Origin of the sequence: Paramesorhizobium leguminum (assembly GCF_003217235.1) — a bacterium.
Taxonomy (GTDB): Bacteria; Pseudomonadota; Alphaproteobacteria; order Rhizobiales; family Rhizobiaceae; genus Paramesorhizobium; species Paramesorhizobium leguminum.
In genome coordinates this window covers 26,109-44,893 of sequence record NZ_QJTF01000018.1, presented here as the reverse complement: position 1 = coordinate 44,893, position 18,785 = coordinate 26,109, and the positions used below count along the sequence as shown (strand labels likewise).

The following is an 18,785-nucleotide window of genomic DNA, read 5'->3' as shown; positions in this document are numbered from 1 at the left end:
ACCGGGCCAAATCTCTCGAATATGGGGAGAGTGGTAGAAAATAACCGTCTGAATGTAGCAGCAGTATGGGCGCGCTTTCGGTGGCTTGGGGGCCTTCGTGTTGAGCGGCTCCCAAATCACAAGCCGAAATGGGGCCGGTCTGGATACAAGGCAATCGGAAAGGTCGGACGCCATCCTCTTGTAGGCCATCAGTCGATTATAGACAGCCGTAAGGCCGCCAACGCCGCAAGGGGCTCGCTCCTCGGGATACTTGTATGTGATGGGTTTCATTCGCACGCGCCCCACTCGCTGCATGAGGTTCCGAAATTCTCGGCGGCATCAAGGAAAGCGTCATATTGGCGGCCACCGCGCGAGGTTTTTGACCATTCAACGTGAGCGCGGATCCCGACGCGTGAAAGCGACCAGTCGTAATCGGGCTTGTCCCAGCCCTCCGAGGTCACCGGATCATCGCAGACGTTGAAGAACGTCGAATTCCCCCGTTTACTGACCTGCGAAACGACGGCCTCCCATTGCTCAATCTTGTCAATGTGATCGGGGAAGCGTTGGGCGATCGAGCGCAGCTCACCTTTCTTGCACATGACGCAAGGCAAGCACCCGACACGGGACATTCCGTGGTCGTAAAGTGGGTTCCATGGAAGGCCGTGACGTTTGTGGAAGGCGAAGACGTCCCGTGCCGACCACGAAATCAGCGGTCGATAGACGAATGCTTTCCAGTTAGCGCCCTTGTGCCGAGCATCTGCGGGCATCGAATATGGCACCGGATCGATACGCTGGAAGCGAGGAAGATCAGCACGCGCTAGGCTTTCATCAGCGCGAACGCCCTGCCACGAAACCATAGAAGCGCCGGCTGCCAGCAACGGGCGCTGGACCTGCTCGAAAATGGGAACGATCTTCAGTTCATCGGTACAGAAACGGGCTTTTGCAGAGGGAAACCGCGTTTTCCAAAGGCAAAGGTCGAGGAACGGGTTTCCCGTGGGATGTAATAGAGAAAGCGCCGTCTCAATGGTTGAAGCGGAAATGCCCTCTCTTGCCCAATGGCTCGCGATATATTCGCGCTTTTTAGCAAGTCGCGCCGTGAAATCCGCCTTGACCCAGATTACCTCTGGCCCGCCAGTGCGGGCGGCCAGACTGCGCACGAAATCATAAGTCCATTCGTGCTCGTTGCCGGTGTCGGCGAAAACGGCCCGAAAGGGTAGACCACGCTCCAATGCCTTCAGATAGGTCGCGGTGCTATCTTTGCCGCCAGAAACGGAAACGACATTCTCTATCATAACCGTATCTCCACAATCGGAATGTCGGGGATGTCGCCTGCGACAAGCATGTCGAGCGTGACGAGCAGTTCGTCCGTGTCGAACCGCACGGGCACGTCGAACTCATAGCCAGCGGTGATGAGGGCGTTCTTCGCGGGCGCTGCAGCGAAGGTTACGACGCCGGTGGTTTCATCGATCGTATAGGCCGTGCCGGGGTTCTGAACCGTACCGCTGACCGCCACCACGACTGTGCCCGAGACAGGCTTCCTGATTTCGCGGATCCACGGCAGGAAAGCCGATCCATAGGTTTTGATGAGCTGGAATTCCTTCTTCGCTCCGTCGCCGGTGCCGAGCCGCTGATCGGTGGCCGATATGGCCTTGCCCGGCGACGTGGATTTGAAATCGGCGAAGTCCTTCCAGCGGAAGCCATGCAGCCGCCCGCGCCGCTCTTCGAAGAAGGTTATGACCGCGTGAATGTCGTCGATGCTGCGCAGGCCATATCCGGCATTATAGGCGCGCTTGCTATCGGCCCACTGGCTATTGCGCTGCTCGAAGCCCGAGGCGAGCGACACAACCGTCGTCTTGCGCTTCGGGCCGCCCTGCGCGCCTCGTGAAATATCTGTCGGGAAGCGGACTTCGTGAAACGCCATGTCAGAGGTTCCTCTGACCACGGGCGACAGCGCGCGCGAGCTGGGCCGACACTTGGCTCTGCGATGCCCGAAAGCTCTCGGCATTCGGCGTTGAGATGTTGACGGTGACATTCGTCCCGCCGCCCATTCCGCGCAGCGACGAATTCGGCAGCACCATCGCGCCGCGCGCCGTGCCGATCACCGGCTCCGGGCCGCGCTCGCCGACAATCCCGAACGTGCCGGAAGGGATGAGCCCGCCATTAGCCCGGAAGCCCGCGAAAAGGCCGCTTAATAAAGAGCCGAGCGGGCCGCCCGATTTGGCGCTACCGGCAGTCCCAAACAACCCGGCAAGTGGCCCTTGGCCCAGCAGAGCAGCCTGAAGCACCAACTGGACCAGCGATTTGTAAACCCCTTGAAGCGTTTCTTCGAGGGATTTGCCGCCGGCGATCAGATCGTCGAGGCCATCAAAGGCGATCTCGGAGAAGGCACGCGAAGCCTCTTGAGCCGCCTCCATCGTTTCCCGCTCGCGCAGCGTGGTGGCAATCAGCTCCTCTACCTTTTTCTTTTGTTCATCCGTCGCCACTGCGAGCGTTTCGCGCAGCCGGATCATCTCCCGCTGCACGGGGTCGGTCTCGCGCTGAATGTCCCGCTCTTCTTCAAGCCGCGCTATCAGATCCGTGACGGCCTGCTTCTGCGCTTCAAGCTTGGCGATGGCGTCGTCGGCCGCTTTGTCACCGCCCGAGCCGTCATCCTCCCCCAGCAGGCCGCCGAGATTGAAGGTGCGGGGCTTTTTCGGCGGCGGTGTCGGGCGGTCGCCCTTGCCGGGAAGCTGTCCCTGAAACCGCTCATCGAAATTGTTGTCGTTTACCGCAGGACGCGGTGACAGATCGACGGTGACCCTTTTCAACTCCTCCGCCGACAAAGGATTGCCGAACATATCATGGGTGCGTGCCCACTCTACCCAGCCTTTCAGCTTGTCCCACCATTCGCCAAGAGTGCGCATCCAGCCGATGACTTCTTGGATGCCCGTGATGATCCATCGGAACGCGTCTCCAACGTCTCGCGCCATGGCCTGCGCGCCCGCCACGAATTCCGGGTCGTTCAACTTCGCCGCCAGTTCATTCAGATAAGGCAGCGCCATTCCGGCAATTTTGACCGCCATGCCTTGCAGGACAGCGCCGATCCGCGTCATCGTGTCGTTGAATTCTTCGGCCTGTTTGCCCATGTCCGTGCTGATCGTGATGCCCAGCCGATCCGCTTCCGCCGCCATCTCGGAAAGGCCATCCCTGCCGCTGTTGAGGAGCGGAATGAGATCAGCGCCGGCGCGACCGAATATCTTGATGGCGAGGGCCGTCTTGTCCGCGCCGTCTGCCATCGAAGCGAAAACATCCGCCAGGTCAGCCATCACCGCGTCGGTCGAGCGCATACGTCCGTCCGCCTCGGTGACGGCAATGCCGAGCGCGTCGAAGATGGCCTTGACGTCCTTCCCCTTGCCTGAAGCAACGGTGGCCATGACATTGGAGAGGCGCCCGAGGCTCATCGTCAGGGTTTCGAGGCTGACATCGGACAGATTGCCTGCCCACGCGAGCCGGGAGAGCGCCTCGGTTGTTAAACCGGATTTCTGGGCGCTCTTGCTCATGGCGTCCGCCTGGTCGATCGCCTGTTTCACCAGCAGGCCGATGGCGGCGGCGCCTGCGGCAGCGGCAAGGCCGAGATTGGCCCCCAGCTTGACGGCTCCCGCCGCAGTCATGTCGAAGGTGCGACCGAGGCGGTTGGCCCGTTTCTCGGCCTGATCGACGCCGCGACTAAAATCCTTGTCGTCGGTCCTTATTTCGAGAAGGGCTTCACCAAGCTTTTCAGCCATCGCTCACCTCCACGCCGGGGCTTGCCGGTGGCACCTCGATGACGGCGATGCCGATAGCGGCGAGCATGTCCGGCGTCGCCTTGGCCGTCGCGCGCCGCCCGCCATGGACGGCCCGTTCCAGCTGGTCGATCGCGCGGCGGGCATCCCGCTGCTTGACCTGACCGGAGCCGAGCGAGGCGGCGGCGATCCGCATCAACTGTTCTTCGGCTTCGAGGCGGGGGAGCATGATCCGGTAGGCCCGCACTAAGGCTGCCGGGGCTTGGTCGAGCCACCACGCTGGGTTTCCGCCATAGAAGCGTTGAAGGCGCGGAAGCTCGGCTCCCCAATCAACTGGGTCAGATGATCCGCTATCGCTCCCGCCACGCCCAGCCGGTTGCGGAGCAGGAGCGTCGTAAAAAGGTCGAGTACGGACCGGCGCTGCGCACCCGAGAGCTTGTCGAACACCTCGTCCGGCACCCCGACCATCACCGTGCGGGCGGCGACATCGATGACGGCGGTCAAGGCGTCGGCGCTATCCGGCTCCTTCGCGAGCGCCTCGATCTCACGGCCCCACAGGGTGAAACGCTGACTGTCCAGAATGGACAGTTCGTCAGGCGAGCGGATTTCATAGAGCTGACCGTCGATCGCGATCTTCGGGCGCTCGATCATCGTCGTGAGGTCAAGGATGGGTTTCGTCTTGTCGGCCATGGAGATTTCCTTCGCCAGATTGAATGATGGTGATGCCGAGCCGGGTGCATTCCCGTTCCAGCGCGGCGAGCTTCTCGCGGGCGGTCTGCGCTGCGCGGCGGTGGCGGCGCTCTTCCCGCTTATGGTGGCGCGCCTCGGCATCAAGGGCACGGGCGCGAGCTATCAGTCTTTCGGCCGTCATCGGCTCAAAGTGGCTTCTGATGCTGGATGAGGAGACGCCCGAAGCTCGCGGCGTCGGTGACTGCGGCGGGATCGCGCAGCGCGGTGAATTCGAGGGCCATGCCGGCAGGCTCGCCTTTGCGATAGGCCGGCTCGGGGTTCCCCGACATGAAGCAATACGGCACCTCGTACTGCATGTTCATGCCGTCGCCATAGGGCGATACATGCGAGCGCAGCAGGAGCGCCATCGTCGCCACCTGTTCGCCCTTATAGAACTGGACCGACCGGGTACCCGCCGTGCCAACGCCGGCGGCGGTCGTCGAAACCTCGTTCTGATTGAGAGCAAGGCGATAGTTTTCAAGGCTCACGTCCCACACGGTGAAGGAGATGATCAAATCCTCCTCACGGCGGAATGCCTTGATCGGCCCCGTGCTGCCGAGCGAACGCACCTTGTTGATGTCCTGCGTGTGCTGGACGGTGACGCCTTCCTCGTCATAGTTCTTGTCGCCGGAAGTGCCGATTTTGGTCCAGTCGGCCGCAGGAGCGGCGCTGATTACCGGGAAGGCGGTGCCGAGCGGCGCGTAATAGGCCGTGAAAGGAGCCGCGATGATTTCGAAGGGCGCGGGCATTTAAACCTCCTGAAGAGCGTAAAAGACCTGAAAGGACTGAAAGGTGCGCGGCCATGCGGCATCGGGATCGCGGGCCGAGAAGAAGCCGCCTGCTGGCTCGATCCAGTGAATGAGGCATCCGGCAACAACGCGCCGCCGGACATCGGCGAGCGGCGCGCGGCAGGCACGGCGCAGCGCGTCGGCCTCAAAAGGGGTGGAGCCATAGCAGAATAGATCGAACCGCTGGGCGTCGTGGTTGAGATAGCTGCCCATCGCCATCGATGCGCCGCCCGAGGGATGCACCACGATGGCATGTCGCGGCATGGCCTTCGCTTCCCGCGCGGGCAGTTCGTCGCCGAAGACACGGCGACCGGCCAGAGCGGTGACCTCGCCGTCAGCCTTCAGTATCTCGCATATCGCCGTGATGATGTTCGCGTCAGCCATGGTGCTGACACTACGGTGCGGGGACACGCCGAAACATGCGCGCGCCCGCGCGGGCAGTGTCTGGAAGGCAGAGGGTTCAGGAGAGTGCCGCGAGCATCGCGGCACCGGGGAGCGCTGTCAAGCGCCCTGTTTCGGGGTTTTCTTCTTGCGCTCGAATGCCTTTTTAATGCGACCGGCGAGCTTCAGATATTCCTTATCTGCGGCTGGGCGGAGGTAAGGGCGCGCGGGGATAGTGACGGATTTGACCAAGAGCACGCCGCCGGGATTGTCAGGATCGGGGATCGCCAACGCCTTAGCGTTCTTCGGCCTGATTATGCCGCCGATCTCATGGATCAGAGCGTAGACCACGTCGCGCACGCCCCATACACCGCGCACACCGCCTTTCTCGGGACGGCCATACGCCACGATATCAATGCCGCCCTCAAGAATGCCAGTGCGGTTCTGCCATTCGTGATTGGCTTTCGCCTGGACCACCGACGCCGCCATGGTCCGGTCGACGCCTTCGATCTGTGCCGCCTCCATCTTCTTGTTGACGGCCTTCCCATACCATTTGAGGGATTTGGTCTTTCCCGCCACAGCGTCATTCCTTCGAGTGGATGATCAGCTCTTTCGCCTTCATCATGTTCGTGCCGGCCGCGATCGTATAGGTCAGCTCCACGGGGATAATCTCGAAGCCACCGAACAATTCGCGGATCTGTGGCCGATCATTGATCGACATGATGAAACGCCCTTGAAGCCGCGCCAGACGCTCCGCCATCTCGGCGAATTCCTCGCGCCGGAACAGCCCCTTCCCATAATCGTTCTCGTTTCCGAAATAAGGCGGATCGAGATAGAAGAGTGTGCCTGGCCGGTCGTAGCGGTCGATCAACTCCTGCCAGCGCAGGTTTTCGATGACGACGCCGGTGAGCCGCTCATAGATCTGCTCAAGGATCGGCGCGACCATCGTCATGTTGAAGCGCGCCGTCCGGTCCCGGCTGACGCTGAAATTCCGCCCGCTGATTTTTCCGCCGAAAGCAATCCGCTGCATATAAATAAAGCGCGCCGCGCGCTCGAGGTCGGTCAGCGTAGCCGGGTTGCTGTCATAGAGCCTGTTGAACTCGCGCCGGCTGGTTAGCTGAAATTTCAAAACCTCCATGAACTGCGGATAGTGCCGCTGCAAAATCCTGAAGAGGTTCGCCACATCGCCGGACAAATCGTTGATCACTTCACAGTTCGGCGCGGACGTGCGCCGCAGGAAGATGCCGCCCATGCCCACGAAGCATTCGGCGTAAAGCGTGTGGGGTGTGGCGTCTATCAGCGCACAGATGCGCTTGGCGAGATTGCGTTTGCCGCCCAGATAGGGGGCGGGTGTGGATGTCGGGGTGACTGCACGCATTTCGAGAGATGGCATTTCGTGTTCTCCGAGAATCATGGATAGTTCGTCCGCCCCATCTGGGGCGGCGGGTGAAGCATCCCTCGGTGCTTGCGGGAGTATAGATTGCCGTCTGATCCCGCTGCCGGAGCATCGCTCCGGCCATCCGCTGACGGCGCCTGCAACAGGCGCTCTTACCGTTAGGCCGGTTGCACCTCCCTGCCGATAGAGCCGTGGACCTTATAATTGTCGGCGATGTGCATCAGGATCGCGCGTTTCAGCGCGTCCGGTACGTCCGCGGCGGTTTCGCCGAACCCGGCCAGAAAATCGATCTCCATACCGTCGAACCAATGGGCATCCGCGCGCGGGCTCAAATAGAGCCGCTGCGGGCGGGAGCCCTGAAGATAACGTTCGCCCGTGCCGATGATGAAAGCCATACCGCCCGGCGCGTATGCCCTGACCTCGACTATCTCGCGCACAGGATGGCGATAAAGCGCAACGCGGCCCGAACGCGGCCAGCGGTCGAGCCGTAACCGCCAGGTCTGATTGATCAGCGCAAGCCCGGCCTGCGCTTCCACGGCCTCACGCGCGGTACGGATAATTTGCGTGAGGAGCACATCGTCCTCATCAGGGGAAACGCGAAGAAAAGAGCGCAGCTCCGAAACTGTCACCGGCTCTATAGCTGGGGGAGTAATAAGATGCATCGCCATTCAATCGACCCGCTTCAGCGCGGCCTCCATATGCGTGTGTTTATATTGAACGGGTCCATCCACACGGACGCGCCCGGCAACAAGCGCATTGCCTCGGGCGTCCGTGATGGCGGAGATTTCATCGTCCTCGCGAAGATCGGCATCCAGCGCGAACAGTGCCCGCAGATCCTCGATCATCGCCGTCTTGTCGCCATCGACGGCTTCCCGGCTCTGTTTCGACCAGAAGAAGCACTTGAACGTGCCGAGCGGCTGGAAGTCTGGCGGGACCGGGTTGCCCCACGGATCATCGGTTACAGCCACGTTGCGCTCGACAAGCGCCCGATGGGTGAGACGGCGATTGACCGGGTTCATGCCACCTCCAAGCAGGCGGCGGCACGCCCAATGGTGTCAGAGCTAAATCCCCCAGCGAGCATCGAGCGCAGCGCCTGGACGGCAGCTTCATCATTCAAGAGCCGTTCGGTTTCCTCGCGCTGGGCCTTGATAGCCGCTCGAAGTTCGCCCGCCGTCGCCTTGAACGACATGGTGATTGCTTTCATGGTGCCCTCGCGCCGAACATAGAGCCGATAAGCAAGCCCGCGACCGGCGCGATCCATGCCCAGCTCATGAGGCCATCAATCCAAAAAGAGGCTATCGCCAGAGGAATGATGAGGAGTGCGCCGACGGCCGCGCCCAAGGCGGCGAAAATCAGTATGCCGATGCCTGATAAATCGATCATGCCATTGTCATCGTGCCGGCTCCCAGCACGCCTCCTAACCAGGTGAAAACATCCTCGCGCGCCTGTGAAAGCTCTTGGCCACTGGCGGCGGTCCATGAGTAGTCGCCAGCGTGCTCGCTCTTGAGCGCGCCGGGGTTGCCGACATCGATGGCCATAAGCCGGATCACCGCCTCATCACGCATGGCCAGCGCGCCGATCGGCGTGTAGGTGATGCGGACGAGGGACGCCCAGTAGCGATGGCCGTTCGTCCCGTCCCACAATCGTTGAAGGGTGCGCCCGCCATGCATCAGCCGGTAATCGTCGGCGGCGAGCACCGTCTCGCTGGTGCTGGTGCCGCTCCATCCCGGATCGATCTCCACGATCGTCACCGGCTTGCTCTCATCCATGGGGCGCGTGAGCCGCAGCATATGGCGATAGCGCGGCAGGTCCGGGCTTTCGCCGAGCAAGATGGTTGTCTCCCCGGTCGGGCCGAAGCGCGCATCGATCTCGGCAATGATCGCGTCGATCATCGCCTGCAGTTCGGTGTCGGAGAGGCTGCTCCCCGTGCGCTCTTTAACCCGGTCGATGAGCGCCATGGTTATTTCTCGCCCTTGTCAGCGCCAGCCTTGGCTTCCTTGTCGGCCTTTTCTCTGGCCTCCTTTTCAGCCTTCGCTTTTGCCGTCGCGTCCGCCGTGGCCTTGGTCCCGGCATCCGCCTTAGTCTTGGCGTCCGCTTCAGCCGCGCCCGTACGGGAAGCCTTGAGCAATCCGTCGACCAGGCCGAACTTCCCCGCCGCACTCTGGGGGATTTCGTCACCGGGGACGGCATAAAGAGTGGAAGCCCGCTTATCGCCAGCACCCACCAGGCGCTCTTTATCAGCCGTGAGATAGAGCCGCTCTTTCGCTTGCATGGCACCTGATCCTCATTCGCTTGTTGACCACAGGACATGCAGAAAGCCGCCCGTGGTGTCGGTTGTGGTGTTGGTGATGGAGCCGCCCTTGCCGGGCGTGATGGAGAATTCCGCCGTTATGTCGGCTCGCGTCGGTGGAGTGCCGTCGGTGATGTGCTCGACGGAAAGCAGCGTGTCGCCGTCCCTGATCGATCCGGGGACGATGTGCTCGCCTACCGGACCGCCCGCGATCATCGCGCAGCCGACCGGCGTGGAAAATCCTGATATTGTCGGCATCAAAGCCTCCTTATGTCGTGGAAACGGGGGCGCCGCCTGATAAGCCGCGCCCCGCTTTCGCGTGGGAGCTTAGGCGGCGAGACCCGTTACTTCGCTGAACGCCGCCGGACGGAGCACCACGAACGCGTAGCGCATATCGGCGCGCACGGTGCGCTTGCCCTCGCCGAACTGGGTGCCGACATAGCCGACCTGCACATCCACGCCGCGCCGTTCGTAAAGCGAAATCCAAGCCGGCTGGAAGGAACCCACAAAGCCAGTGCCCGCTGCATCGGCGTCCTGCTGGACCACCGGAAGCCCCCACATACGCTCCGGGCCGGCCTCGCTGGGGCTACCCCAGATATAAATGCCGTCCGAAGTACGAAGCAGCCGGACGGCCTGCCAATCCATGGGATGCATCAGCAGGTGCGTCGGAATGGCGCGACCGACAAGCCGGATTTTGGTCATCGCCTTATAGAAAGCATCCGGCACCGGGTCGGCTCCGCGCGCTTGGGTCTGGATACCGGCTACGTTCTTGATGCCGCGCAGATTGGAGCCCGCGCCGTCGCCGACCAGCACCTGAAAGTCGAGGCGCTGCCGCAGGCCGAAGGTGAGGCGCGAGTTGATATAGCTGCGCGCCTGGGCAACGTCTTCAAGCTGTTCGTCGGTCACCGGCAGGCTATCGCCGATCTTGCGGACGGGGCTGGTCTTTTCCGTCAGCGCAAAGCTCGCTTCGGGATAGGGACCTCCTTCTGCGATTTCCTTTGCACCGGAAACGCGTGAGGTTTCCTCCATATAGACAACCTGATCGTTGCCTGTCTGTGCCATGGGGATGATATCGAGCACCTGGATTGGCCGGCTTGCCGCTTCGACGAAGCCACCGATGCGCAGATTTTCCGGTGCCCACCCGGCAGTCGTGGACATGAGGGCCTTGGAGCCTATCGTCTCGAAACCCATGCCCTTGGCGAGGATATCGGATGGGAATGCCTCGCTGAAATTCAGGGTGACGCCGCCGCCACCGCCGGATTTAACCCAATCCTGATAGGATTTCTGATCGACCACCATATCACCGAGCGCCTTGATACGTTCGATGGAAGGGTGGTTTCCCCCACCGCCGGGCAGCGGTGGCCGGTTTCGCGCTTTCGCCCGCTCGTCTTGATCATGGGCCGCCTTCTCGGCGGCTTCGAGCGTTTCGGCCTGTTGCCCGAGCTCATTCAGCTCGGCATTCATCGACTTGACCTTCTCGGCCACGGCGATCGAGCCCTTGACGCTATCGCCAAGGCAAGTGACCTTGTTGAAGTCGTAGCTCTTCTGACCGCTATCGGTCGTAACGAGCGCCTCGGTAAATACCTTTCCGAGGTCATCCTGTTTCGCCGCGAGCTTTTCGCGGACCTGTTTCAGCGTGAGATCGTTAGCCATGGTGGCTGCTCTCCTGTCGGGGTTATCTCTGGCCATGCGTCCGCGCGCGGCTGGTGATGAAAAGCCCGCATCCGCGCGAGCCTGACAGTCAGAGACTATGGGAGAGTGCCGCCGCCGAAACATGCGCGCGGGTGCGCGGGCAGTGCTGACGGGCGGGAAAATTGGAAAAGGCGGTGACGGAAGCAACCGCCCCCGAACATCTCAAATTTAGTTCAAATTTGAAAGGCCATCGAAAGGCGTGTGCGGCTTTTTTCCTCGCGGGGGCAGTCTGGTCGCCCCCACAAGGAAAAGGCGCTCCACGGGCCTTTATTTCGGAGGGGAATTTAGAGCCGCAGCCGGGACCGTGCTTCCCGCGTGTGGAACTCGGCAGCGAGCCGCTCGGCTTCCTCTTGTGCCTGACGATCCGGCTGATTTCCAGATGCGCCAGCAGCGAGCATCGCGTCAAGCCTGTTCTTCAGTTCGGTGAGTTGGTCGAGCCGCGCCTTGCTCATCTCGCGGCCCTGCGCCTCGCGCAATCCCTTGATGTCGCCGGCCCGCTCGATGATGTCGTCGATCTCGGCCAACACCGCCTCTATCCGCTCGGCGAAGCTGCCGCGCGATTTCATGGTGAGTGTGCCCGTGCCCATGCCCGCGCCCCGCACCACAGGTGAAATCTCATGTACGTCGAGACGCTTCAGCACGCGCACACGGTCGCCACTACGCTGCTCGATCTGGCTGTCGAGGACGCCGAAGCCATAACTCCACTCCTGCACGGGGTTGCCGTTTTCCAGATCGAACTTCAGTGTGGAATGCCACTCTCGGCCCACCTCGGATTTCATATTGAGGTAGAGGTCGGCCAGCGCCGCGTCTCCATCTTCATAAACCCTTGCCTTGCCGAGCGGAACCGCGCTGCGATTATGCGCCGGCAGGATCGAAACCCACTGGCCGCCTTCCTTCCAGCTGAAGGCACCGGGCATATAGGTGTCGCCGTCATGGTCAACGGCAGAGAGGACGGCGATACGGGCTTGCCCGCGCCCGGCGTCGTCCATGTCCTTAACGGTCAGGCTTTTGATTTCGGTCGGCATGATCCAGTTTCCTCTTTTCCCGCCTGTCCTTCGCCCAGGCTATGAAATCCTCTACCCGGCAACGGCTGCATGGCCGGGGTTCGTCGGATGCGTCCAGCACCTTGCCGGTACCGTCGCAGCACAGGCATCGCGGCGTCATCACTCGTCATCGTCCCCGAAATAGGGTGCGAAAGAGAGTGTGCCGTTCGGATGCTCATCGGCAGCCATCTGCGCCGCCGCGTCAGCGGTGACGATTTCACCATTCCGGGCGATATGATCAGGCAGGGAGCGTCCGGGGCCTAAACGGCCGTCGAAAACAATGAAACGCTCCACATTCGCCGCCCGCGCCCGCTCGATGGTGCTGATGTTCTGCGCATACTTCGTCTCGGTGCGGGCAATCGTTCTCGCCCTCGTCTCCGCACTCAACCATGGTCCGCCCTCGACATGCTGGGCAACGCGGGCGGCGAGCTGCGCCGCGCCTTCGCCCTCGGCGCGACCTTCGGCGAGCGCGTCGAAGAGTGTGCGCTTCGTCTGCTCATTCAGATCGACTAGGCCGGCGCGGCGGCCACCGGCACCGACAATCGAGCGCGCCACTGGATCGGGCAGGCTGCCACCGAGGCCTGCCAGTTCCGCCGCTTCAGCCAGCTTCTTGCCCACCTCAAGATACTGCGCCTCGAAAAGACGGCGAAACGTGGTCTGATGCTCGCCAATACCCAGCGCCTCAAGGATCATCTCGACAACGAGATCGTCGGCCTTCGTTTCTTGGATCACGGCATCCTTCGGCGCGACATTTTCCGCTTCGAGCAACGGCAATGCCGCCTTTTCAGCAGCCTTCCCGAAGCCCACGAAAAAGCCTTTAAGCCGCTTTTCGAAAGCGCGCGCCAGCGGGTCTTCCTGCCGCTGGATTGCCCGAAGGAAGGCCATTCCAGCGCGCTGCGCCGCCACAGGCGCTCTCGCGGCCTTTTCTCCTTGCTGTTTCGGTTCCGGCTCTGGATCACGTGGCGGCGCACCGACCGGCACCTCTATTGATGATATCGGGCGCAGATAGATGCGGTGGCTATCATCGACCTCCATGCCCCATGCTTCGCGCGCCTCGGCGACAGTCACGGCACCGCTCGTTAACCGGGCTTGCCAGCGCGTGGTTTCCTTGTCCTCATCTTCGGACAGGGCGAGCACCTCGGATGTGTCCCATTCCGTTTTCAGGCGTCCGGATCCAGCAGCCGGAAAATCGGGCAAGAGCGAGCGGTCCAGTTCGTCGGCCATCATCCGCGCTGGGGGCAATACACCATTGCGCCAGGCGAGCTTGATCATCTCCGACATGGTAGCGCCGACCTTCGTCGCCTGAAGGCCAGCACCGAAACCGACCACGGCGGCCGGGATGCCGAGACACGCACATATGCGCTCCTCGGCCACGTCGCGCGCCTCGGACATATTCATCTGTTGCGGGTTGAAACCGTAGGGAACCACATCGGTCGGCGCACCCATCACGAGGGGACCGCCGCGCCGATCTCCGCCGAACGCCTCCTGAAACCATGCCTTCGTGGCCGCGACATCCTCCTGCGCGACAACGCCGCCCGTCTTCGGGCTAATCACTACGCCGGGCACGCCCATATTGCGCAGGAGCGAGGCCACAAAATTCGAGCTTTCGAGATCCATGAAGATTTCGCGGACCGCGCCGTCGATCGGCGATAGCCCCTTGCGCGGATCACGCGGATCCAGCCCGTGCCGGAAATGCACCACATCTTCCGGCTCCAACCGCATCGGCTCGACGCCGCCGGGGCTATAGCGATAATGCGTCAGGAACTCACGCCCATCATCGGAACCTTTCGGCTCAAGCATCCAGTGCGGGGCGTACCACAGTTCGACAGGCACCCCGACGCCGTTGCGCACCTTGATCCAGTAGGCGTTTCCGGCGACGCACCAGCTCCACACCGTCGCCGCCCAGAGGGCGAGATCACCATAATAGGCGTTCGGGCGGTTGATGAGCTGCAACATCGCGTGGTCGGCGAGGTCGTTGACCTTGCCGCCCCGCCCATACTGCATGACGGTGAGCCGTGCTTCCGGCAGGGCGCGCTGGATCCATTGCACCGGCGCGGTGACCACGGATGCGTCGATGCAATCCCCGACTTCCTTGCGATAGTCGTACCGGGTGCGTTTCAGGAAACGCCCCATGAAGACGGATTGAGGGTTATGCCGCATGCGCGTCAGCGCCTTCGTGAGCCAGCTAGCCATAGGCGATGAAATCCTGATCTGGTTGAGACGATTGGCCGAGCTGGCCCATCAGCGGACGCCACGGTTGCTGATTGACAGCGTCGGCGGCATGGATGGCGAGCGCCAGCGCCCAGAAACGGTCAGCATGGCCGTCCGTTGTCCGCTCGGCGGTGAACCGGATGTTGCCCGCCGCCGTCACCTGCTTGGTGACTGACCGCAGATCGGCACGGACCTCGCCGCTATAGGGAATGCGGAGACGCCGTTCCTCCATGCGCGAGCGCACCGGATAGGCCAGCTTTTCCTTGACCTGCGCGGTGAAGGTGACGCCCTCGACCAGATAGGGGCCGAACTTCGCCTGCGCGTCATCGACCCAGCCGATACCGAGGCCGGTGGCGTCGATACAGGTGCGGCGGCATTTCGCAAGCCACGGCCAAATGACTTTCTCCTGATCGGGCTTGCTCATATTCTTCAGCGTCTCGACATGCCTGGTATAAAGTACGTCGCCGAGCCGCTCGACGATCCAGAGTACCGTCAAGTCCTTCTTCCGGCCAATGTCGATCCCGGCATAAAGCTCGCCGCCCTCGGGCACCTGCCAGTTCGAGTGTTCCGCATATTCCGCCGAGGCGATCAGATCATATTCAAGGAAGGCGGCATCGTCGTTCGCCGGCTGGCACATATATTCCTGAAGAAAGCTCTCTTCATCCGCCGCGCCGCTTTTGACCCAGTCGAAATAGGTGGCCTCGTCCATCTCCTGCCGTTCGTCATCGGCAGGCAGCGTTTGCTGTAACTTCCACAGGAAACCCTCATCCAGAGCGTTCTGAAGCGTCACCGTGTGGAGGCTGATCCGTTTCGGATTGCCGCCTTCCTTCGCCTCGCGCACGAGCTGGTTGAAGAAATTATGCGAACCGCGATGCGTGGAGATAACCTCCATCGAGCCGCCCCAGGTGATGCCAGGGTAGGCGATGGTCCAGAGCTTGCGCGGATCCGGATGCAAGGCGAATTCGTCGAGCACGCGGCCACCACGCTTGCCGGCCTGCGCGTCCGGGTTCGAACTCATGGAATGGATGCGGCGACTATTGGCGAAACGCAGCACAAGGGCGCTGTGTTTCTTCTCCTCATCGATGACGACTTCGCCCATGTCGCGGGCGGCGATATCGGCGATCCCGGCCCAAAGCTTGCAGTCCTCGAGGAAGAGACGAGCCTGAATTTCATCGCGTGACGAAACCCATTCATCATACCGCGCGGCCTGAAGCGCGATGCGGGAAACCATGGCATAGGCGGTTGACCAGGACAGGCCGATCTGGCGGCTCTTCTCGATGAGCTTCAGCCGCGAGCGGTCGGCGATCCACCGCGCCTGATACGGCAGGAAGATAGCCTCGGTGTTCGCGGGCACGATGCGGGCATTGCCCATTACATGATCCCCGCGAGGCGCTGATTGATCTTGCGCATGGCCTCGTCCGAGACGCCGTTCGCTTTACCGATCTCCGCCACATCCTTGGCGGCTTCGGCTACCTGCTCGGCATATTCGCGTTCGAGCAAACGCCGATAATCGGTAGAGAGCTTCTGGGCGGAGACAGCATCCTTGTTCGCGCGGGACAACTCCATGATGTCCTTCGGTGACAAGTCGCCGCCCTCGGCGAGCTTGAAGGCCGCCATCTTCAACATTTCGGAGACGGCGACCGTCATCTTGTCGGCGCTGTCCATGCCGAGCATTTCGGCAAGTTCAACCGAAATGCGACGTGTCTCATCAAGCGCCTTGAACTGCGTGGCCTTGCGCACCGAAAAGCGTGAGAACGCGCTCTTGCTGATCGGGCCGATGCCACGGTCGGCGATCCTGGCGTTGAATTCGGCCAGCAGGTCGATCTGCAAGCGCTTGCCCGCCCGCAACTCTTCATTCAGCCACGCGAGATCGCCATCCGCCTCTTCGGGGAGCATATCAAGCGACGATAGGCGCCCGCGCCCCTGCCGTCCTGATTTTTCCGTGCGCGGCCGTTCGACCATCGGCTATACCTCCGGCGAAGGGCGCGCCACGCCCTCGATTACCGAGCGCCGTTCGACATGGTCGATACCGGCGCGCGTGATAGCCGCGACCAGCACTGTGCCCGCTTCGAGAAGGTGGATCGCGCCCAGTTCTTCGAGCTTGTGGAGTTGGGTGCGGATCCATTCACGACTGCGGCGGTGGCCGAACGTGTCGAGCACCTTTTCAAGCAGCGCTTCGTTGAGGCGTCCGTCCGGCTGCTGGGTCAATTCCTTGAGGATGACAAGCCGGGCGTCGGCCGTCAGATGCTCGTCAAATCGCATGTCAGGGCTTCTCCCGTAAAAGATATTCCTCGATCCGGCGCATGGCTGCCTTCACGCCATCATGGCTTTCCTCAAGGCGACCGAGCCCGCTCTTCACCTGCTCGACAGCGAGCAGAAGTCCATTGAAATCGTCCTTGCTGGGCAGGTGCTTCAACTCGCTTTCGAGGGACTGGATGCGCCGATCATGCTCAATGAGCTTTTCCTCATGATCGGTTATTTTCCCCTCATTGGCTTTCGACGAGGCGGTCAGCCAGGTGTAGATGATGCCGCCGATCGCCAGCAGGGAGGCGACGGGGCCGCTCCATGTGCGCAATTCCTCCATTACTTGGCACCTCGCATCGCTTTCACGGCGTCGATCGCGGTGGTGCCCAGCGCCTTCACGGTATGGCCGCCCATATATAAAGAGATGAACCAGGTGGTGAGCGTCATCATCACGCCGAGATCCATGCCGCTGGCGATGTCGGCACCAGTCAGGGCGTCCGCCACCGGCACGATCATGAGGCGGACGAACCACATCAGGCCGAGCAGGTACATCCAGCCCCAACGCCAGCCGCTGACCCATAGGCCTTCCTTCTGCTCGGCCTGCAAAAGGGCGAACTGACCAGAAAGGCCCTTCGACCAGAGTTCGATCAACTCCGGCATGAAGTCTTCGGCTTGAGAAACAGCGTTTTCCAGCTGCTCACCGGGAAGATCGGGCAATTTCTCCGGCGCGACACCGGCCCGCTCCGCAACCTCGCCGATCACGGCTTCAACCAGGTCACCGCCGATTTCGCCGAAACGGCCACCGAGCACCTTGCCGATCAGGTCCGCGCCGACCTTGGCCGCGATAGGCGCGAGGATGGAAATGAGGGCGGCGCTCATTTGCGGCGTCTCCAGATCAGGACGCCGACGACGATCACCGCCACCGCCGCAACGGTGCCGATGATGATCCATGCCGCTCCGCTCGAAGGGCTGACTGCCACACCACCAGCCGCCGCACCACCGACGACGGCAACCGTGCTGCCGGCCGCCGCTGCGACAACCCCGATCGCCGTCGTTTTGTTGGTGCCTTGGGGGGCGAGCTTGATCGGCTCGTCATCATAACGCCGCTTGCATTCAGCGAGCGCCGCGCGGACTTCTGCCACGGTTACGGCCGCGTTCTGACCGTAATAATATCCTCTGCCGGATGTGGTCGGTAGGCTGGCCCATTCTTTGGATAGGGCAACGATCAGCGCATCCAGCGTCATATTACTAGCCAGCCAGCGGTCAAACCCGCGCCCGGCCATGAGGTAGCAGGCAAGCCTATCCTGCAGGGAAGCATCGAAACGCGTGGTGCTGACAAGCTTCAGGCTGCTTTTGAGCTTGCGCAGCGTGGTGCGGACAATCTGATATCGTCCGAGCGCGGAAGAATTGAGCTTATTCTTCGGATGAGCGAGCATCGCGGTCTGAAGATAGTCGATGTCGTCGAGCGTCATGTTGACCAGATCGCGGTCACCGCCCGTATAGGCACCGTAGCCCAGCGTCTCGTTATAGCCACGCCTCTTGTCCGTCCCCTCGGATTTGCCGAGCAGGTCGAGCATGGGCCGGTAAATATAAAATGGATCGTTCATGGAGAGCCCCCCGATGGGGTGCGCCGGACGGCGCACCGGGGCTCAATTTGGCGTGATTTCTACTTTGGGTTCATACGCGCGGGTGCGCGGGGCAGGCTCAATCCCGAAACAGGCTCATCTGATTTTCGTCATTGAACCAGCGGCGAACCGTCGCCACGTCCGCCCGCAGGGTGCGGGCGATTTCGTTGTGGCTGGCGCCCTTCGCCTTCATCGTCGCCGCCACCCATTTACGGGCGAGCGGGATTTTTATGTATCCCGGCCCGATCTCGCGGGCAAGACACTCTACATTGTGCTCGCCGATCGTTCTCGCGGCTACGGAGCGCTCCGTTGATGTGGCGGGCAGATAGATGCAGGAGCCGCCGATAGAGAGAAACAGGCGCATGGCTTCATCCGCGCCGAGCGCCTTGACATAGGGAGCGACATTCGCCGGAATTTTCGGAATATGCACTTCATCGATAATCATCGTACAGAATTCCCCGTTATCTGAAGCGTCATGGCAAGCTCCCTGGCCGTCAGCTCCTTCAACTTCGCCTGCAGCTCGACACGCCGATGGCTCATCCTCGGCAAGGCGGAAATGCGGTTTTGAAGGGAGATGCGGTTTTCCCGCAGACGTCCGAGGACCGCGTCCTCGCGCCATGTGAAAAGCGGGAGGACGCGCTCCATC

General features: G+C 61.8%; 27 protein-coding genes. 1 reads left to right on the top strand and 26 read right to left on the bottom strand.

Going from position 1 to position 18,785, the window contains the following annotated elements; genetic code table 11:
- Nucleotides 1-266 precede the first annotated feature (266 nt).
- The 5 genes from C7477_RS14250 to C7477_RS14230 are packed head-to-tail and all read right to left on the bottom strand — an operon-like array spanning nucleotide 267 to nucleotide 4,430.
- Nucleotides 267-1,271: a phosphoadenosine phosphosulfate reductase domain-containing protein gene (locus C7477_RS14250; RefSeq protein ID WP_110753355.1), complete on the bottom strand. Its 1,005-nt coding sequence runs from the start codon at nucleotides 1,269-1,271 to the stop codon at nucleotides 267-269.
- Nucleotides 1,268-1,900, bottom strand: a complete 633-nt coding sequence (locus C7477_RS14245) for a DUF2460 domain-containing protein (protein WP_110753353.1) — start codon at nucleotides 1,898-1,900, stop codon at nucleotides 1,268-1,270. Before C7477_RS14245 ends, C7477_RS14250 begins: the two co-directional genes overlap by 4 nt.
- Before the next feature lies 1 nt (nucleotide 1,901).
- Nucleotides 1,902-3,743 (bottom strand): hypothetical protein, encoded by a 1,842-nt coding sequence (locus C7477_RS14240; RefSeq protein ID WP_110753351.1) that lies wholly within the window; start codon nucleotides 3,741-3,743, stop codon nucleotides 1,902-1,904.
- Nucleotides 3,736-3,969 (bottom strand): hypothetical protein, encoded by a 234-nt coding sequence (locus C7477_RS14235; RefSeq protein WP_110753412.1) that lies wholly within the window; start codon nucleotides 3,967-3,969, stop codon nucleotides 3,736-3,738. The genes C7477_RS14240 and C7477_RS14235 overlap by 8 nt, the downstream gene beginning before the upstream one ends.
- Nucleotides 3,970-3,986: 17 nt before the next feature.
- On the bottom strand, nucleotides 3,987-4,430 hold the full coding sequence (locus tag C7477_RS14230) for a hypothetical protein (protein WP_110753349.1): 444 nt from the start codon (nucleotides 4,428-4,430) through the stop codon (nucleotides 3,987-3,989).
- Between C7477_RS14230 and C7477_RS14225 the strand changes: the two genes are divergently transcribed.
- The gene (locus tag C7477_RS14225; RefSeq protein ID WP_146226104.1) at nucleotides 4,408-4,641 is read left to right on the top strand and encodes a hypothetical protein; all 234 of its coding nucleotides are present in this window, start codon (nucleotides 4,408-4,410) and stop codon (nucleotides 4,639-4,641) included. The two genes, C7477_RS14230 and C7477_RS14225, sit on opposite strands and share 23 nt — an antisense overlap.
- On the opposite strand, the gene C7477_RS14220 is transcribed toward C7477_RS14225, so the two are convergent.
- From C7477_RS14220 to C7477_RS14120, 21 genes are all read right to left on the bottom strand, one after another.
- Nucleotides 4,616-5,218, bottom strand: coding sequence for a hypothetical protein (locus C7477_RS14220; protein WP_110753345.1), 603 nt, complete (start codon nucleotides 5,216-5,218; stop codon nucleotides 4,616-4,618). The genes C7477_RS14225 and C7477_RS14220 overlap by 26 nt on opposite strands.
- Entirely contained in the window at nucleotides 5,219-5,641 is a 423-nt protein-coding gene (gp17, locus tag C7477_RS14215) for a tail completion protein gp17 (protein WP_110753343.1), read from the bottom strand.
- A gap of 117 nt (nucleotides 5,642-5,758) precedes the next feature.
- On the bottom strand, nucleotides 5,759-6,217 hold the full coding sequence (locus tag C7477_RS14210) for a phage morphogenesis protein (RefSeq protein WP_110753341.1): 459 nt from the start codon (nucleotides 6,215-6,217) through the stop codon (nucleotides 5,759-5,761).
- A 4-nt stretch (nucleotides 6,218-6,221) separates the two neighbouring features.
- Nucleotides 6,222-7,031, bottom strand: coding sequence for a DNA adenine methylase (locus C7477_RS14205; RefSeq protein ID WP_110753339.1), 810 nt, complete (start codon nucleotides 7,029-7,031; stop codon nucleotides 6,222-6,224).
- A gap of 161 nt (nucleotides 7,032-7,192) precedes the next feature.
- A complete protein-coding gene (locus C7477_RS14200; protein WP_110753336.1) occupies nucleotides 7,193-7,702 on the bottom strand; it encodes a head-tail connector protein in 510 nt (169 codons plus the stop codon).
- Nucleotides 7,703-8,053 (bottom strand): hypothetical protein, encoded by a 351-nt coding sequence (locus C7477_RS14195; protein WP_110753334.1) that lies wholly within the window; start codon nucleotides 8,051-8,053, stop codon nucleotides 7,703-7,705.
- Complete coding sequence (locus tag C7477_RS18795) at nucleotides 8,050-8,295, bottom strand: hypothetical protein (RefSeq protein ID WP_146226103.1); 246 nt, start codon at nucleotides 8,293-8,295, stop codon at nucleotides 8,050-8,052. Before C7477_RS18795 ends, C7477_RS14195 begins: the two co-directional genes overlap by 4 nt.
- 118 nt (nucleotides 8,296-8,413) lie before the next feature.
- Complete coding sequence (locus tag C7477_RS14185) at nucleotides 8,414-8,992, bottom strand: hypothetical protein (protein WP_110753329.1); 579 nt, start codon at nucleotides 8,990-8,992, stop codon at nucleotides 8,414-8,416.
- 2 nt (nucleotides 8,993-8,994) lie between these two features.
- The gene (locus C7477_RS19095) at nucleotides 8,995-9,306 is read right to left on the bottom strand and encodes a hypothetical protein (RefSeq protein ID WP_210206153.1); all 312 of its coding nucleotides are present in this window, start codon (nucleotides 9,304-9,306) and stop codon (nucleotides 8,995-8,997) included.
- A gap of 12 nt (nucleotides 9,307-9,318) precedes the next feature.
- Nucleotides 9,319-9,582 (bottom strand): hypothetical protein, encoded by a 264-nt coding sequence (locus C7477_RS14175; protein ID WP_110753327.1) that lies wholly within the window; start codon nucleotides 9,580-9,582, stop codon nucleotides 9,319-9,321.
- Nucleotides 9,583-9,651: 69 nt separating this feature from the next.
- Nucleotides 9,652-10,977 carry a phage major capsid protein gene (locus tag C7477_RS14170; RefSeq protein WP_110753325.1) on the bottom strand — a complete coding sequence of 442 codons (1,326 nt, stop codon included), beginning with the start codon at nucleotides 10,975-10,977 and terminating at the stop codon, nucleotides 9,652-9,654.
- A gap of 323 nt (nucleotides 10,978-11,300) precedes the next feature.
- Nucleotides 11,301-12,041, bottom strand: coding sequence for an HK97 family phage prohead protease (locus C7477_RS14165; RefSeq protein WP_110753242.1), 741 nt, complete (start codon nucleotides 12,039-12,041; stop codon nucleotides 11,301-11,303).
- Between the two features lie 138 nt (nucleotides 12,042-12,179).
- The gene (locus C7477_RS14160; protein ID WP_110753239.1) at nucleotides 12,180-14,252 is read right to left on the bottom strand and encodes a phage portal protein; all 2,073 of its coding nucleotides are present in this window, start codon (nucleotides 14,250-14,252) and stop codon (nucleotides 12,180-12,182) included.
- Nucleotides 14,245-15,642, bottom strand: coding sequence for a phage terminase large subunit family protein (locus C7477_RS14155; protein ID WP_110753237.1), 1,398 nt, complete (start codon nucleotides 15,640-15,642; stop codon nucleotides 14,245-14,247). The genes C7477_RS14160 and C7477_RS14155 overlap by 8 nt, the downstream gene beginning before the upstream one ends.
- Nucleotides 15,642-16,232 carry a DUF3486 family protein gene (locus tag C7477_RS14150; protein ID WP_110753235.1) on the bottom strand — a complete coding sequence of 197 codons (591 nt, stop codon included), beginning with the start codon at nucleotides 16,230-16,232 and terminating at the stop codon, nucleotides 15,642-15,644. The genes C7477_RS14155 and C7477_RS14150 overlap by 1 nt, the downstream gene beginning before the upstream one ends.
- Before the next feature lie 3 nt (nucleotides 16,233-16,235).
- Nucleotides 16,236-16,532, bottom strand: a complete 297-nt coding sequence (locus C7477_RS14145) for a VpaChn25_0724 family phage protein (RefSeq protein ID WP_110753233.1) — start codon at nucleotides 16,530-16,532, stop codon at nucleotides 16,236-16,238.
- A 1-nt stretch (nucleotide 16,533) separates the two neighbouring features.
- On the bottom strand, nucleotides 16,534-16,854 hold the full coding sequence (locus tag C7477_RS14140; RefSeq protein WP_110753231.1) for a DUF2730 family protein: 321 nt from the start codon (nucleotides 16,852-16,854) through the stop codon (nucleotides 16,534-16,536).
- On the bottom strand, nucleotides 16,854-17,393 hold the full coding sequence (locus C7477_RS14135) for a hypothetical protein (RefSeq protein ID WP_110753229.1): 540 nt from the start codon (nucleotides 17,391-17,393) through the stop codon (nucleotides 16,854-16,856). The genes C7477_RS14140 and C7477_RS14135 overlap by 1 nt, the downstream gene beginning before the upstream one ends.
- Nucleotides 17,390-18,121 carry a lysozyme family protein gene (locus C7477_RS14130; protein ID WP_110753227.1) on the bottom strand — a complete coding sequence of 244 codons (732 nt, stop codon included), beginning with the start codon at nucleotides 18,119-18,121 and terminating at the stop codon, nucleotides 17,390-17,392. The genes C7477_RS14135 and C7477_RS14130 overlap by 4 nt, the downstream gene beginning before the upstream one ends.
- Nucleotides 18,122-18,218: 97 nt before the next feature.
- Nucleotides 18,219-18,584 (bottom strand): helix-turn-helix domain containing protein, encoded by a 366-nt coding sequence (locus tag C7477_RS14125; RefSeq protein WP_110753225.1) that lies wholly within the window; start codon nucleotides 18,582-18,584, stop codon nucleotides 18,219-18,221.
- The gene (locus tag C7477_RS14120; protein WP_110753223.1) at nucleotides 18,581-18,784 is read right to left on the bottom strand and encodes a hypothetical protein; all 204 of its coding nucleotides are present in this window, start codon (nucleotides 18,782-18,784) and stop codon (nucleotides 18,581-18,583) included. The genes C7477_RS14125 and C7477_RS14120 overlap by 4 nt, the downstream gene beginning before the upstream one ends.
- Nucleotide 18,785 lies beyond the last annotated feature (1 nt).